This is a genomic window from Streptomyces sp. NPDC002623, assembly GCF_053592635.1.
Map to the genome: position 1 here is coordinate 31,110 of NZ_JBSFWB010000039.1, position 14,196 is coordinate 45,305.

Annotated in this window: 13 protein-coding genes and 1 pseudogene; 7 read left to right on the forward strand and 7 right to left on the reverse strand. The window is 70.7% G+C overall.

Annotated features, from left to right (window positions below; genetic code table 11):
- Positions 1-112 precede the first annotated feature (112 nt).
- Positions 113-1,027, forward strand: coding sequence for a LysR family transcriptional regulator (locus tag ACWD4O_RS40995; protein ID WP_451288138.1), 915 nt, complete (start codon positions 113-115; stop codon positions 1,025-1,027).
- A gap of 24 nt (positions 1,028-1,051) precedes the next feature.
- Here the strand turns inward: ACWD4O_RS40995 and ACWD4O_RS41000 are convergent, their stop codons facing one another.
- Together ACWD4O_RS41000 and ACWD4O_RS41005 are read right to left on the reverse strand one after the other, a co-directional pair.
- Positions 1,052-3,424, reverse strand: a complete 2,373-nt coding sequence (locus ACWD4O_RS41000) for an acetyl-CoA acetyltransferase (protein WP_451288139.1) — start codon at positions 3,422-3,424, stop codon at positions 1,052-1,054.
- A gap of 283 nt (positions 3,425-3,707) precedes the next feature.
- Positions 3,708-4,670 carry an SDR family NAD(P)-dependent oxidoreductase gene (locus ACWD4O_RS41005; protein ID WP_451288140.1) on the reverse strand — a complete coding sequence of 321 codons (963 nt, stop codon included), beginning with the start codon at positions 4,668-4,670 and terminating at the stop codon, positions 3,708-3,710.
- Positions 4,671-4,941: 271 nt separating this feature from the next.
- On the opposite strand from ACWD4O_RS41005, the gene ACWD4O_RS41010 reads away from it, so the two are divergent.
- Positions 4,942-5,739, forward strand: coding sequence for an alpha/beta fold hydrolase (locus ACWD4O_RS41010; protein WP_451288141.1), 798 nt, complete (start codon positions 4,942-4,944; stop codon positions 5,737-5,739).
- 168 nt (positions 5,740-5,907) lie between these two features.
- Here the strand turns inward: ACWD4O_RS41010 and ACWD4O_RS41015 are convergent, their stop codons facing one another.
- Positions 5,908-6,327, reverse strand: coding sequence for a nuclear transport factor 2 family protein (locus ACWD4O_RS41015; protein WP_451288142.1), 420 nt, complete (start codon positions 6,325-6,327; stop codon positions 5,908-5,910).
- A 102-nt stretch (positions 6,328-6,429) separates the two neighbouring features.
- On the opposite strand from ACWD4O_RS41015, the gene ACWD4O_RS41020 reads away from it, so the two are divergent.
- A complete protein-coding gene (locus tag ACWD4O_RS41020; protein WP_451288143.1) occupies positions 6,430-6,984 on the forward strand; it encodes a TetR/AcrR family transcriptional regulator in 555 nt (184 codons plus the stop codon).
- A gap of 33 nt (positions 6,985-7,017) precedes the next feature.
- Here ACWD4O_RS41020 and ACWD4O_RS41025 read toward each other — a convergent pair whose 3' ends face one another.
- Positions 7,018-7,890, reverse strand: a complete 873-nt coding sequence (locus ACWD4O_RS41025) for a helix-turn-helix domain-containing protein (protein ID WP_451288144.1) — start codon at positions 7,888-7,890, stop codon at positions 7,018-7,020.
- A 103-nt stretch (positions 7,891-7,993) separates the two neighbouring features.
- Between ACWD4O_RS41025 and ACWD4O_RS41030 the strand changes: the two genes are divergently transcribed.
- A complete protein-coding gene (locus tag ACWD4O_RS41030) occupies positions 7,994-9,781 on the forward strand; it encodes an aldehyde dehydrogenase family protein (RefSeq protein ID WP_451288145.1) in 1,788 nt (595 codons plus the stop codon).
- A gap of 104 nt (positions 9,782-9,885) precedes the next feature.
- Here the strand turns inward: ACWD4O_RS41030 and ACWD4O_RS41035 are convergent, their stop codons facing one another.
- Both ACWD4O_RS41035 and ACWD4O_RS41040 read right to left on the reverse strand, forming a co-directional pair.
- Positions 9,886-10,293 carry a nuclear transport factor 2 family protein gene (locus ACWD4O_RS41035; RefSeq protein WP_451288146.1) on the reverse strand — a complete coding sequence of 136 codons (408 nt, stop codon included), beginning with the start codon at positions 10,291-10,293 and terminating at the stop codon, positions 9,886-9,888.
- 28 nt (positions 10,294-10,321) lie between these two features.
- Positions 10,322-11,041, reverse strand: coding sequence for an SDR family NAD(P)-dependent oxidoreductase (locus ACWD4O_RS41040; protein ID WP_451288147.1), 720 nt, complete (start codon positions 11,039-11,041; stop codon positions 10,322-10,324).
- Positions 11,042-11,212: 171 nt separating this feature from the next.
- Between ACWD4O_RS41040 and ACWD4O_RS41045 the strand changes: the two genes are divergently transcribed.
- The 3 genes and pseudogenes from ACWD4O_RS41045 to ACWD4O_RS41055 all read left to right on the forward strand — a co-directional run.
- Positions 11,213-11,794 carry a TetR/AcrR family transcriptional regulator gene (locus ACWD4O_RS41045; RefSeq protein ID WP_451288148.1) on the forward strand — a complete coding sequence of 194 codons (582 nt, stop codon included), beginning with the start codon at positions 11,213-11,215 and terminating at the stop codon, positions 11,792-11,794.
- A gap of 726 nt (positions 11,795-12,520) precedes the next feature.
- Positions 12,521-13,009: a GNAT family N-acetyltransferase gene (locus ACWD4O_RS41050; RefSeq protein WP_451288149.1), complete on the forward strand. Its 489-nt coding sequence runs from the start codon at positions 12,521-12,523 to the stop codon at positions 13,007-13,009.
- A 130-nt stretch (positions 13,010-13,139) separates the two neighbouring features.
- A pseudogene (locus tag ACWD4O_RS41055) lies at positions 13,140-13,322 on the forward strand (endo alpha-1,4 polygalactosaminidase); the annotation flags it as partial.
- Positions 13,323-13,445: 123 nt separating this feature from the next.
- On the opposite strand, the gene ACWD4O_RS41060 reads toward ACWD4O_RS41055, so the two are convergent.
- Positions 13,446-14,156 (reverse strand): PaaI family thioesterase, encoded by a 711-nt coding sequence (locus tag ACWD4O_RS41060; protein ID WP_451288150.1) that lies wholly within the window; start codon positions 14,154-14,156, stop codon positions 13,446-13,448.
- Positions 14,157-14,196 lie beyond the last annotated feature (40 nt).

The following is a 14,196-nucleotide window of genomic DNA, read 5'->3' on the forward strand; positions in this document are numbered from 1 at the left end:
CGCCCCGGGGGAAGGCATCTGTACATGTCCGTTTCGCTGATGCGCACATGTCCCGAACGGCAACGTCGCGCGAGTGTGGAGCCCGGGACGGGACCGGTGATCTACTGGCCTCGTGGACATCCAGCAGCTCCGCTATTTCCTCGCCGTCGCCGACGAGTTGCACTTCGGCAGGGCTGCGGAACGGCTGCATGTGACCGCCTCGCCGCTGAGCCGCCGGATCCGGGAACTGGAGCACGAACTCGGCCGCGATCTCTTTCTCCGCGAGCACCACCATGTGGAACTGACGTCCTTCGGCAATGCCTTCCGCGCACGGGCGGACGACGTGGTCCGTGCCTTCGAGGGCCTGCGGACCTTCGCACACGACCATGCGGACGCCCGGCTCTGCCGGGTCGGAGCGGCCCCGCTGGCCCCGCCGAAGGTCCTGGACACCGTGCTCTCGGTCTACGACGGGATCGCTCCCGACGTCGAACTGCCCGTCACCCTCGCGCCCTCGGCCGGACTGCTGGAAGAGCTGACGGCGGGCCGCATCGACCTGGCGGTCGTCCATCTCCCGGTCGGCACGGCGGATCTGGAGAGCCTGGTCATCTCCCGGGGCTCACTGGGGGTGGCGATGACGGCCGACGACGAATTCGCCGACCGTTCCTCCCTGACCCTGCGGGACCTGCGCCGACGCCAGGTGCTGATGACCTCTCCCAAGGTGCATCCGTCGGTGGTGGCCGCGAACCGGGCGGCTCTGCTGGAGGCCGGGGTCACCCGCCTCGTCGACCTCCCGCACAGTGACGCGGTGCAGGTCGCCGCCCACGTCATGCGCACCGGCGCCCTGGCCCTCACCGTCCTCGGCGACGACCTGCCCGCCATGCGTGTCTTCGGCCCCCCGACCTTCCGGGTCGTACCGCTCGACGAACCCGGAATGATCCTCCGGGCCGGCATCGCGTGGCGGAAGGCCGACGAGGAACTCGTACCGGGTCTGCGGGAGGTGCTCGCCGAGCTGCGGGAGCGGTACGAGGACCGACCCATGACCCTGTGACGACTTGGGCGGGCCTGCTGCCCGTCAGCGGCCCGTCCACCGCGGCTTGCGCTTCTGGGCGAAGGAGAGCATGCCCTCGATGGCGTCCTCGCTGACGAACATCTCGTCCAGTACGGCGCTCGGGTGCCGGGTCGCCGCCACGGTGTCGGCGATGCCCGCGGTCTCGGTCATGAGCCGCAGGGTGGACCGTACGGCGGCCGGGGACCCTTCGAGGATCCGCGCCGCCAGTTCCCGGGCGGCGTCCAGGGCCTTGCCGGGCTCGGTGACCTGGGACACCAGGCCCCAGCGCTGCGCTTCCTCCGCGCCCATCCGGCGACCGGTGAGGAGCATCTCGGTGGCGACCCTCGGCGGCAGCGCCCTCGGCAGCCGGACGGCCCCGCCCTCGCCGGCCACCAGGCCCACCCTGACCTCGGTGAGGGCGAACTGCGCGGTCGCGTCGGCGACGATCAGATGGCAGGCGAGGGCGATCTCGAAGCCGCCGGCCATGGTGTAGCCGTTCACCGCGGCGATGACCGGTTTCGTCATGCCCTCGCGGTGGGTGAGGCCGCCGAACCCGTTCTTGGGCACCCACATGGGCTTGCCCGAGGACGAGTAGCGCAGGTCGTTGCCGGCGCAGAAGGCCCGCTCCCCGGCGCCGGTGATGATCGCGACCCACAGGTCGGGGTCGGCGAAGAAGCAGTCGAAGGCGTGCTCCAGCTCGTCGTTCGCCATGGGGTGGAGACAGTTGCGTACCTCGGGCCGGTCGATGGTCACCTCCAGGAGGTGACCGTCGCGGCGGACGGTGATGTGCTCGTAGGAGTCGCGAAGGACGAGCGGTGGAGTGGGGAGGAGTTCCTCCATCCGTCGCGCCGTGGTGGTGACCCGGTTGCCGTACCCGAAGGAGCGCACGAAGACACGTTCGCCGACGGGCTGCTCGGCCGCGAGCAGGTCGAGCATCTCGGTGTCGCCGGGCTGTGTCATGGCCACGAAGCGGCGGCCGTCCCGTTCCAGCCGGCCGATGACGATGCCCGTGTCCCCGGATCGCCCGTACTTGACCGTGAACGTCTCGATCGTCGCCCATCCGTCGGCGTGCTTCGCCTCCACGGGGGCGGGCACCGCGTCGAGCTCGGCCTGCGGATCGGCGTCGTCCGAGGGCTTCCACTCGGCCGGTGCCGTGGAGTAGACGCCGACGGAGTACTTGCTGAGGAACCCGCCGTTGGCGCCGACGAACCCGAAGGAGCCGGGAGCGGTACGGGCCCGGTGCACCGTCTCGACGATGGCGTGCATCGAGTAGTTGTTGCCCGGACCTCCGAAGAACGGCAGCCCGCCGGTGAGGGTGAGGCCGCGCGGGTCGTCGTCCTTGAGGCCGAGGCCCTCGGTGACGGCGGACACGGCCACCGGGAAGCAGCTGTAGAAGTCGAAGGTGGCCACCTCGTCCACGCTCAGCCCCGCCATGCCGAGCGCGACGCGTGCCGCAGTGACCGCCGCGGGAGCCGAGCCGAGGTCGGCGCGGTCCATCAGGTCGCGTTCACGCAGGTCGGCGTGGCCGTGCAGGAACACCCACCGCTCCTGCGGCACTCCCAGCCGACGGGCCGCCCCGACGGACATGAGCAGGACGGCCGCCCCCTGGTTGACCTTGTCCCGGGCCACGAGGTAGCGGGTGTAGGGGTCGGCCAGGGGACGGTTGGCCTCGGTCGGCGTGACGAGTTCCGCCGCGGACCGCTCGACGGGAGCCGCAGCGTGCGGGTTGGCCGCGGCTACCTTGGTGAACGGCGCGAACAGCCGGCCGATCGAGGCCGCGTACTCCTCGCGGGACTGCTTGAGGCGGGCCCGGCGGGCGTTCTCCAGCAGGGCGTACTGCGAGGGGGCGTCGGTCAGCCCATGGGCGCTGCGGTGCATACTCGCGAGGCCCTGCATGCCGTAGCCGCGGTCCTCCAACTGGCCTCCGACCTGCTCGGACCAGTCGGGCCTGTCCTCGGACTCGGCGTCGGCGAGGGCCTGTGCGGTGGAGATGGCCTCGGCGCCGAAGACCAGGGCCACCTCCGATTCGCCTGCCGCGATGGTGGCGGCGAGTTCGTTCACCAGGTGCTGCGGGCTGTGGCCGCCGGTGATCTCCAGGAGCGCCCGGTGCGGGTCCGCCCCCAGACGAGCGGCCACCGAGCGCGGGAAGTTGTCGGAGCGGCCGAGCGGGGCCGGCATCCCGGGCGCCGAGGCCTCGAACTGGCGTACCCCGGCGACCGTGTCGATGGCATCCGTGACCTCCGTCGCGGCGCCACTGTCCGCGAGGGCCTCCTGCGCGGCGTCGGCGGCGAGCTGGACGGGTGAGCGCTTGCGGTAGCCCGGTCCGCCCAACTGCTCGGACACCTGGCCGATACCGACGAGCACGGGGGTGCGGGGGTCGAGTCCGTCGTACTGCATGTGCGTTCCTCAGGTCTGTCGGGGCTTGGGTCGAGGTCGAAGCCGATGCCGCCGTCGAACTCTTCGGCGAGGCGCGCCGGCTGGGTTCCGAGTCGGCGCGGCCCGGGAGATCGTGCGGCTGGGCATCGCGTGGGGCGAACTGCGCACCGCGCCACGATCAGGAACTGGTCCGGAACGGGTGCGGGCAGCCGTCTGCGGCACCGGTTCCGCAGGTGAGAGCGGCTTCTCGGCGAGCGCACGTGCCGCTTTCGGTGGTCGCCGGGGGAAGGGCGTCCGTCCCGCGTCACCGCGTATCGATGAGCCGCAGGGAGGCTTCCCACAGCCGGTCGGCACCGGCCGGGTCGAGGGCGTAGGGGGCCACGGCGTTCATGTGCTCGGCGGCATGCGTCGTCATCGACGGCGGGCTGGTGACCGGCACTGCCTCGGCGCAGTCCGCGAAGTACCGGCCGCTGACACCCTCCAGCAGCGGCGAGGCGGCCGTCAGGACGGAGGTGGCCGCGCCCTGCGCCGGCGTCTTGATCAGATCCTTGACGCCCTTGAGCATCTCGCCCATGCCCTGCGACCGCGGCACGTTGCGGAAGAGGTTGGTCATGGCGGTGCCCGGCGAGGCGGCGTTGACGGTGATCCCGTCACCGGCCCAGCGGGCGGCGGCGCCGACGGCGAAGAGGATGTTGGCGGTCTTCGACTGGCCGTAGGCGAGCATCGGGTCGTACGGCCGGAACGTGAAGTGGAGGTCGTCGAGGACGACCGGCGACGACAGGTGCATGGCGGAGCTGACCGAGACGACCCGGGCGTCCCCGGCGGCCGCGAGCGCCCCGTGCAGGCCCACCGCGAGGGCGAAGTGGCCCAGGTGGTTGACGGCGAACTGCTTCTCCCAGCCGTCCGGTGTCAGCTGCCGTTCCGGCAGCGCCATCACGCCCGCGTTGTTGACGAGGATGTGCAGGGGGCCGTCCCAGGCGGCGACGAAGGCGGCGACCGACGCCCGGTCGGCCAGCTCCAGTCGCGCGACGTGGATGTCCTTGTTGCCCGTGTCGGCGGTGATGTCGGTCGCGGCTCGCTCTCCGGCTGTGGTGTCACGGGCCGCGAGGGTGACCTCGGCGCCGGCGGTCGCGAGTGCTCGGGCGGTCTCGACTCCGAGCCCGGAGGAGCCGCCGGTGATGATCGCCCGCCTGCCTGTCAGGTCGACTCCGGCGACGACCTCGGCAGCGGTGGAACGGAGTCCGAACGGTGTGCTGATGCGTGTCATGCAGGCAACGGTCGGCGACCGTCCATGCGGTACCCAGTGCCCTGCCGACCCTAGGAGTGACAGGACCAGGTTGTGCGACACCCGCGGGTCGGCCCACCCCGCCCCGCGCCTTTCACGTTGCCGTTGCGGACACGTGCGCGTCAGGGAAACGGACATGTACGAGGGCCCCGGCCTGCGGCAAGGATGCACCTCGCCAGGTTGTTCAGCAGACTGTTCATCGGCTCGCGCGTCGTTCTCCCCATGGAGCCGGCAGCGGGTAAGGAGCGTCACGATGGCCTTCTTCGTCCGGGACGACGACGTGCGGCTCTTCCACACCGACGAGGGCTCGGGCCCGGCTGTGCTGCTCCTGCACGGCTGGGCCTGCGACTCCCACGACTGGAGCTGGCAGATCCCCGACCTCCTGACGCAGGGGTACCGGGTGATCGCCCTCGACCATCGCGGCCACGGCCGTTCGTCGGCACCGCAGGGGGACTACCTGCCGCAGACCCTCGCCGACGACGCCGCCGCCTTGGTCGAGGAGTTGGGGACCGGACCCGTCCTGGTGCTGGGTCACTCCATGGGCGCGGTGGTGGGCTCCGCGCTCGCCGTGCGCCGACCCGACCTCGTCAGAGCGCTTGTCCTTGTCGACCCCGTCTACACCGCCGACGACCTCACCGATCCCGTGATCGAGGCCATGAGCGGACCGGGAGCGGCCGGGATCGCCGCTGCGGCATTCGGCGGGGCCTTCTACGCACCGCACACACCGCCGTTCCTCAGAGCGTGGCACCGGCGCCGGGTACTCGGCACGCCGGACCATGTCGTCGGCGGCTGCATCCAGGGGCTGTTGGCCGGCGAGGGGCTTGGGCGCTGGCGCAACGCCGCCGGCTATCTGCGGGACCGCACCTGCCCTCGACTGGTCGTGTACGCCGACGCCGAGGGCGCCGACCGAGAGCGCCAACTGCCCCTGGGACCGTACGACAGGGTCGAGGTGTGGGAGGAGAGCGGGCATTTCCTCCATCAGGAGAACGCCGAGCGGTTCAACACCCGGATGCGGAGCTGGCTGAACGCTCTCCCGGGGGCGGCTTCCTGACCAGCCCGAGAAACCTTGGGCCTTACCGTGCGCACCGCAGGTTCGGGTACTCCCGTCCCCGCCGCGGCCGGTCGGTCACCTCACCTCCGCCCGCGGCCCCGCGCTGCAGCAGCGTCGCGGGTCCGCCGGCGGATGAGTGCGTCGGCCGTGAAGACGCCGAAGCCAGTGCTAGAGCACGGAGTCGATCGTGTCGTGGGTGTGGTTCCACTCGATGTGTATGGTGCGCTCGTCGATCCGCCATTCGCCGTCCTGGCGGCTGTAGCTGTCCTGGTAGCGGATGGCGGACACCCGCACCTGACCGTCCTTGAGGTGGTGGGCGAGGACGTAGATCTCGCCGGTGGCCGTGTCGCCGCTGTCAGCGATGTCGAAGCGGGTGTTGCCGATGAAGTGGAACGTCTTGTCGAACTGCGACTGCAACTTCAGGAGGTCGCCCACCTGGTCGTGCCCCTCCGCCACGAAGTCCATGGACGGGACGATCAGCCGCCCCTCGGGGTGGAACGCAGACAGCATCAGCTCACGGTCCAGCCGGTCGGTGCCGGTGGCGTTACGGGTGAGGACGTCCTGGAGCGCGGATTCGATGGAGGTCATGGTGCGGTCCCTTCGACACCAATTAACCGGGGAATTATCCGGTTAGCTTGATGGTAGCCTAACCGGAGGATCCCCCATTTAGCGAGGGTGAGGTTACGAGTCATGCCCCCCCGGCCCCTGCGCGCCGATGCCCGCCGCAACTACGAACTGCTTGTGGTGGCCGCCCGCGAAGCCATCTCCGAGCACGGACCGGACGCCCCGCTGGACGACATCGCGCGCCGCGCGGGCGTGGGCAACGCCACGCTCTACCGGCACTTCCCCACCCGCGACGCCCTGCTGGTCGCGGTGTACTCCGCCGAGATCGAGGCACTCACCGACGCCGCCCGCGAGCTGTTGGAGACCACGAGGAACGGCCAGGCGCTCAAGGCATGGCTCCTCGTGTTCATCGACCACATCACTGCCCGCCGCGGCCTGGCCTCGGCTTCGCTCAACACCGTCGGCGAGCGCAAGAACCTCATCTGCCACTGGCACGACCCGCTGGTCGCAACGACCACCGAACTGATCGCCGATGCCCGCGAGCACGGCGTCGCCCGTGCGGATGTGAGACCGGTGGAACTGCTCATGATGGCCTACACCATCGCGGCCGTCGCCGAGTCCACCCCCGGCGCGGGCGAACGTCTCCTTGACATCGCCTTCGACGGCATCACCCCCCGCTGACGGCCGGAAGACGCACCGCAGCCGGGACAGGGCTCATGGACGCCGGACGTCCGGGGCGGCGCGTTCGGCGGGAGCGGACTCCGGTGTGGAGGTGAGGGAGGCCAGGAGGGCGAGGCGTTCGGCGGTGGGGGTGCCGGGGGCGGCGTGGTAGACGACGAGGGTCTGCCGGTCGGTGTCGGTGATCAGCAGCTTCTCGTGACGCAGTTCGAGGGGGCCGACCTGCGGGTGTTCGAAGGTGAAGGTGCCGCTGCGCTTGGGGCGGACCTCGTGCCGGGACCACAGCTTGCGGAAGTGCTCGCTGCGTACGGACAGTTCGCCGACGAGTTCGTTGAGGGCGGGGTCGTCGACGTCGGGGCCGACGAGGGCGCGCAGGGCGGCGACCATGCCCTCGGCGTTGACGTCCCAGCCCCCGTGGGTGGCGGCGGAGACGGGCGCGAGGAAGAGGGAGCGGACCAGGTTGGTGCCCGGGGTGAGGATCGGGGTGAGGGCCTGGGCGAGCGGGTTGGCGGCGAGGATGTCCATCAGGCGGCCGTGGACGTAGGCGGGAGTGTGCGGCCAGGCGTCGACGAGCTGCCGGATGCCGTCGGAGGCGCGTTCCGGGCGACGGGGAGCCGCGCGCCGGCGGGAGTGCTCCGGGTGAGCGAGGCGGTGCAGGTGGGCGGTGGCGTCCGCGTCGAGGTGCAGGGCGCGGGCGAGGGCGTCGAGGACCTGCGCGGAGGGGTTGCGGTCACGGCCCTGTTCCAGACGCAGGTAGTAGTCGGCGCTGATACCGGCGAGCAGGGCCAGCTCCTCCCGGCGCAGGCCGGGCACCCGGCGCCGTCCGGACGAGGCGAGGCCGACGTCCTCGGGGCCGATCTGCTCACGGCGGGCCCGTAGGTACTCGCCGAGGGCGTTGTCGTTCACCATGCCTTCCACGGTACGGTCGCCGGCCGTGCCGAGCCTGGTCCTGTCACCCCCAGGATCCGCGGGGCTCTGGGTAAACCGCGGGCGGTGGCGGACCGTGGCAGTCATGACACGGATCACGACACCTTTCGGGTCCGGGATCGAGACCACCTCGGCGCCGGCCGGCACCGGCGCCGAGGTCCCCCTCGCCGTACGTGTCAGCGGCCGGTACTCCGCCGACTGTGCCGAGGCGCTGCCGGTCACCCGGCGGCCGTCGACGGCACCGGCCGTCAACGAGTTCACGACCGCCGTCGCCCCCCACGCACCCGACCCGGCAGGCGCCGACCGGCTGTGGGAGGAGTCGCCACGGCTCATCTGTGTCCCGGCAGCCCGCCAGAAGTCAACGACCCCCTTCGAGGAGCCAGTTCGCATGTCCACTGTTCTTTCCACGCCCACGCCCACCCCCACCCCCACCCCCGCCCACGTCGGTCGTGCGGAGCTCGACCGGCTCGTCGCCCTGCAGCGGGCGGCCTTCCGCCGGGAGGGACCGCCCAGCGCGGAGGTCCGGCGCGACCGGATCGACCGGCTGGTGCTCGCCGTGCTCGACGCCGCCGAAGAGCTCACCGTCGCGCTGACCGAGGACTTCGGCCGGCGGCCGGTGGCCCTGACCAAGGCGGGTGAGGTACTCGGCCTGCTCGGAGAGTCCCAGGTCCTGCGCGAGGGACTGGAGGAATGGATGAAGCCGGTCCCCGTCGACGGCCCCGTCCCGGCCTTCGTCCAGCAGCAGCCGCTCGGCGTCGTCGGGATCATCACCGCCTGGAACCTCCCGGTGGGCCTGGCGGTACGCCCGGCGCTGGACGCGCTGGCCGCAGGCAACCGAGTGATCATCAAGTTCACCGACGTCCACGTCCGCACCGGCGAGGTCTTCGCCCGGGCCGTGGCCAAGTACCTCGGCGAGGACGAGGTCACCGTCGTGTGCGGTGATCTGAAGACCGCGCAGGAGTTCTCCGACCTGCCCCTGGACCGCATCCTGTTCACCGGCTCGCCCCAGGTGGGCAGGCTGGTGGGCACGGCCGCGGCCGTGAACCTCGTCCCCGTCACCCTGGAGCTGGGCGGCAAGAACCCTGCCGTCGTCGCCCGGGACGCCGACCTGGACCTGGCCGCCGAGCGCATCGCGGGCAGCCGGATGAGCAACGGCGGCCAGGTCTGCCTCTGCCCGGACTACGTCTTCGTGCCCCGAGAGCATCTGGAGGACTTCACGGACCGGCTCCGCGCCGCGCTGGTCCGCCTCTTCCCCAGCTACACGGACCATCCGGCCGCCGTCTCCCTCGTCAACGACCGCAACTTCGACCGGGTCCTGGGCCTGATCCGCGACGCCGAGGAGCACGGCGCCAGGAAGATCACGGTCGTCGACGAGGAGCCGTCCCGCGAGGCCCGTCTGATCCCGCCGACGCTGCTCCTCGACGTCCCCGAGGAGGCGGAGATCTCCCGGGAGGAGATCTTCGGTCCGGCCCTGGTGATCCACCCCTACGACGATCTTGCCGAGCCCATCGCCTACATCGCCGACCGCCCGGCCCCGCTGGCCGCGTACTGGTACGGCGAGGACGGCGACGACTTCCGCCGCTTCCTGGACCGTACGACCTCCGGCGGCGTCACCCGCAACGACGGCCTCCTGCACGCCGCCCTCAGCAACGCCCCGTTCGGCGGGGTGGGCGGTTCCGGCTCGGGCGCCTACGGCGGCAAGACCGGCTTCGACACCTTCACGCACCGGCGCACCGTGGCCGCCCAGCCCGGCCCGCACGGCGTCACCGCGACACTGGTCGGCACCCCCGCGCTCGCCCCGGAGGTGGAGTCGGGCCTCGACCAGGCCATCGCCGGAGCGGCGGCAGAGATCCGGACCCGCCTCGGCCTGTGACAAGCAGCCGGACGACGGCCCCGCACAGCTCCTCCGAGAGCCTGTGCGGGGCCGTTGACCGCTTGTCCTGCCTTTCTGGTCGCCGGGGGCCGACGACATCGGCCCTAGTCCGTCACCACCATCACGTCGTTGGCGTGGATGGTGTCGAAGTACTCCCGGATGTGGAGGATCTTGTTGTCCCGCAGCTCGAAGGCGTATATCAGCCGGTTGTCGTAGACCTTGCCGGCGGCGGAGACACCGTGGCTCTCCGCCTCCACCACGACCCGGTCGTCCTGTGCGGTGGAGGAGGTGATCTTGAGTTCCACTCCGTTCGGCATGACCTGTCCGACCGCGCTCAGCAGCTGCACGATTCCGTCCTTGCCGTAGTCGCCGGCTAGGGGGAACCGGTCCGGCTTGCCCATCACGCGCCACACCACCCGCTCGTCGAGCAGGGCGAACGCCGCCTCGGCGTTCCCGGCGTTGAAATTCTCGAAGAAGCTCAGAACCACATCGGTGTTGTCGGTTGCATTCATGACTTGTGCTCCTTTCCTGGCGCCGCTGTCAGGCGCCGACGAGGTGATCGGCCGTCTCGCGGCGGGTGTGGAGGGTCCAGTAGTCCTGGGCGATCTCGTCCGGTGCGCGGTACGGGATCGCTTTTTGTGGGGCCCGTGTGGCGATGGCGACGTCGATGGACACGTTGGCCGCGTAGATCCTTTCGACGGCGAGGGTGTCGTGCAGGTTGACGGCCCACTTGCGGTAACGGCGCTCGGACTGCAGGTCGTCGAAATCGATCCGGCCGGAACGGTGGGCGACGCTGGTCACCGTCACGATCCGGGAGTCGGGCGTCTTCACGATCCGGTCCAGGAGCAGTCCGGTGAGGGCGAAATGGCCGAGGTGGTTGACCGCGAGGTTCGCCTCGAAGCCGTCCGCGGACTCCCGGCGCGGTATCAGCATCACGCCCGCGTTGTTGACCAGCAGGTCGATCCGGTCATGCCGGCCGCTCAGCTCCTCGGCGGCCTCGCGCACCGAGGCGAGTGAGGACAGGTCCAGCCGCACGGCCTCGACCCGGGCCCCGGGCGCAAGGTCGGCGATCCGCCCCACGGCGTCGTACGCCCTCTCCGGGATGCGGCAGGCGAGCACGACCGTGGCACCGCGCTGCGCGAGCACCCGCGCGGTCTCGAAACCCAGGCCGGTGTTGGCGCCGGTGACCACGACCGTACGGCCCTGCTGGTCCGGCACATCGGCCTCGGTCCAGCCTTCGGCGGCTTGCGAGTTGGCCATCCCGTTACTCCCTCACTGCACCGAGCCCTAGATACGGAACGATCGCCCCGATTACGATAAGGAACGATCGCCCCGCTTGCAAGAGGCGGAACGATTGCTCCGTTTCGGCCGGATGGGAGATCATGCGGTGACGGGAGTCACCAGTCCCGGGGAGAGGGGTGGGATGTGGACGTGTCGGCCAACCAGGAGGGCGTGAAACCGCTGCGTGCCGACGCCAGGCGAAACCGGGCCACAGTTCTTGAGGCGGCGCACGAGGTGTTCGCCGCTGAGGGCTTCGGGGTGCCGATCGACGAGATCGCCCGGCGGGCCGGCGTGGGCGCGGGGACCGTCTACCGGCACTTCCCGACCAAGGAAGCCCTGTTCGAAGCCGTCGTACTGGACCGCCTGGACCACCTGGTCGCCTCGGCCGCTGACCTTGTGGCCACCCGTGATCCCGGAGAAGCCTTCTTCGCGTTCTTCTGGGCGGGCGTCGACGAGGGTGCGGGGGACAAGGGGCTCGCCGAGGCCATGGCCGGGGCGGGGTACGACATCGAGGCCCTCGCGCCCGAGGCTGAGAAGCGGTTCCGGGACGCGTTCGGCGACCTGCTCGCCCGGGCCCAGGCTGCCGGTGCGGTACGCGGGGGCCTCACCGTCGACGACGTGAAAGCCCTGCTGGTGGGCTGTATGGCCATGCAGCGCTACCGCGGCGAGGCGGGCGGACTCGGCCTGCTCAGGGAGATCGTCCAGGACGGACTGCGGGGCGGCCGAGGCTGACGGACGACGGCGCCTGCTTGGCTGCCAAGGCTCTCGAAAGGGGTAGCGGGTCGCCCCTGCAGTGTTGCAGCACGAACCGGGACCCAGGCACTGCTTGCCGCAGTCACGACCGCAGTCACGACCGCGGCTCGCTGACCAAAGCGCCCGCGAGCCGCCGGATCTTGCCCATGGCCGAACAAGGCGGAGGCGTGACCGCCACCCGCGGACGGTACCCCTTTCGATGGGGTCCTGCGCGAACAGCCACCGCTTCCGGCGCACCTCTGCCGGGGAGGCGGTGGCCCCTGGCGAGGAACATCCACAGGAAGTGCTGCCGCGGGAGGGGGCAGGTGCAGGCGAACTCCTGGATTCCGCGCTCTTGTTGATGCGGCGGGTGACTTGGGTGTCTGTTAGTGCCGGTCACGAGTGGACGAGGAAGGGCGTGGTCCAGGCCGCCGGGGCCGGCGGACACGTCGAGATGATCCGTCTCACGAGGCTGGCTCGGAACTTTCCTGTACCGGCTCGGCTTTGCCACGGCAGGCCCATGGAGGGCAGCCGTCGACCACGCCGTCCTCCAGCTCCTCCGCATCGGTTCGGGGGCCAGTTGCTGCTGGCGGGCGGCCGATTCGGCGGCAGTGACGTGGCCGATCGGGGCCTGGGGCGAGCGGTTCCCGGGAGCGGTGCAGGAACGCCTGCGCGAGCAGCCGACCCGCCGCAGGACGGCACTCCCCGGTGCGAAATACTCTCCCGATGAGTTCACGCACTTCCCCGATCAGCCAGTCGATCACGATACGGAGGGCCGTCGCGCGGGATGCCAGACGGCTCACGCGGCTCGTGCGTGGCTCAGGCGCCTACGAGGGTAAGTACGCAGCCGCGGTCGCGGGCTACCGGGTCGGTCCTGATTACATCGAGGCCCACCGCGCCTTTGTGGCCGTCGGCGCCGACGAGCATGAAGGCCGGGTCCTCGGGTTCTACTCGCTCGTCCTCGCTCCACCGGAGCTCGACCTGCTGTTCGTCGCCGACGAAGTGCAAGGAAGGGGTATTGGACGGCTGCTCGTGGCGCACATGCAGTCCGAGGCCCGTGCCGCCGGGCTCGACCGCCTCAAGGTCGTGTCGCATCTTCCCGCCGAGGACTTCTACCACCGCGTGGGTGCGGTGCGGACCGGGACCGCGTTTGCGAACCCGCCCGCCGTGCCGTGGGACCGTCCCGAATTCGAGTTTCGCATTCCTTCGGAATGACGCGGTGTGCCGGTTGGCGGGGTGCCGGCTTCGCCTGCATGGTGGCCGGCATGCAGGAGCCGCTGGACGCCGCGCTCCGTGTGCCGTCGCCTCAATGACCCTCGACCCGGCCGAGAGGAATGGTTGGGCCGACAGTGAGTGCGCCCAGTACGACGAGTGCGCGCGGCTCAGCCCGTTCGTCGAGGCCGGCAAGGCGGTGTTCCATGTCGAGTACGCCGTACCGACGGGCCGTTTCTGCGCCGAGTCGCGGCGGCTGAAACTGTCGTCGATGCAGAAGCGACTGGAGCTCGGGGTGTGGCGCAAGCCGTGCTGAAGTGGGAACACCCACGGCAGTGACTGACACGCCGGCCCCCGAGAGGGAGCCGGCGCAACCTCGGCGGGCAGGCGAACGCCTCGTCGGCGGTCCTGGTCCTGGTCCTGGGCGCCACCGTGTGGATCAGGGCCCGGATGGACCACGTCGCATGTCTTGCAGACTGGGGAACAGCGCGCGGGCGCGGTCGGGATCCGGTGAGACGAAGACACCGTCCGCTGCCACCAGGACGCTGGAGAGATCCTCTGCGGTGGTGATGATGCCGGACACGGAGATCTTGCGGTCCTCGACTTCCGTGACCTTGGCGTGCACGCGCAGGGGTGTCTGCAGCGGAACGGGACGGTGGTAGCGCATCTGGAGGGAGATGGTCATCCCCGGCATTCCGGCGGCGGCGCAGGCCCAGCCCATCAGCTCGTCCAGGAGCATGGCACTCATGCCTCCGTGTCCGTAGCCGGGCGGCCCTTCGTGGGCGATGCCGAGAACGCAGGTTCCCGCCACCCCGCCGTCGGCCGGTGCGACGCGCACGGGGGGTGCGAGCGGGCTGCCGGCACCGGTGACGGGGCTGTACATCCGTACCCCTCCCGGGAACTCGTCCACCGACGGGATCTCCGCGCGTGCGCGGCGCCGCCCGGTCAGCTGCCTGGTGAGCGTGCGGACTCCGTCCGCCACGCGGTGCAGGGTGTCCGGCGAGGCTGCGGTACGGACGGTGGCGTCGACCAGGGACCGCAGTTCGTGGCCGAGTGCGGCAATCGCCGCCCGTTCAAGTTCTGGCTCTTCCTTCACCGGTCGTTCAGGGGCGGTGCTCGTCGTGGGGTGGTGGTTCAGGGAGGAATTCATCGGATTTCTAGGTGTCCTTGTGCCGCGTACCGCGGCCCGG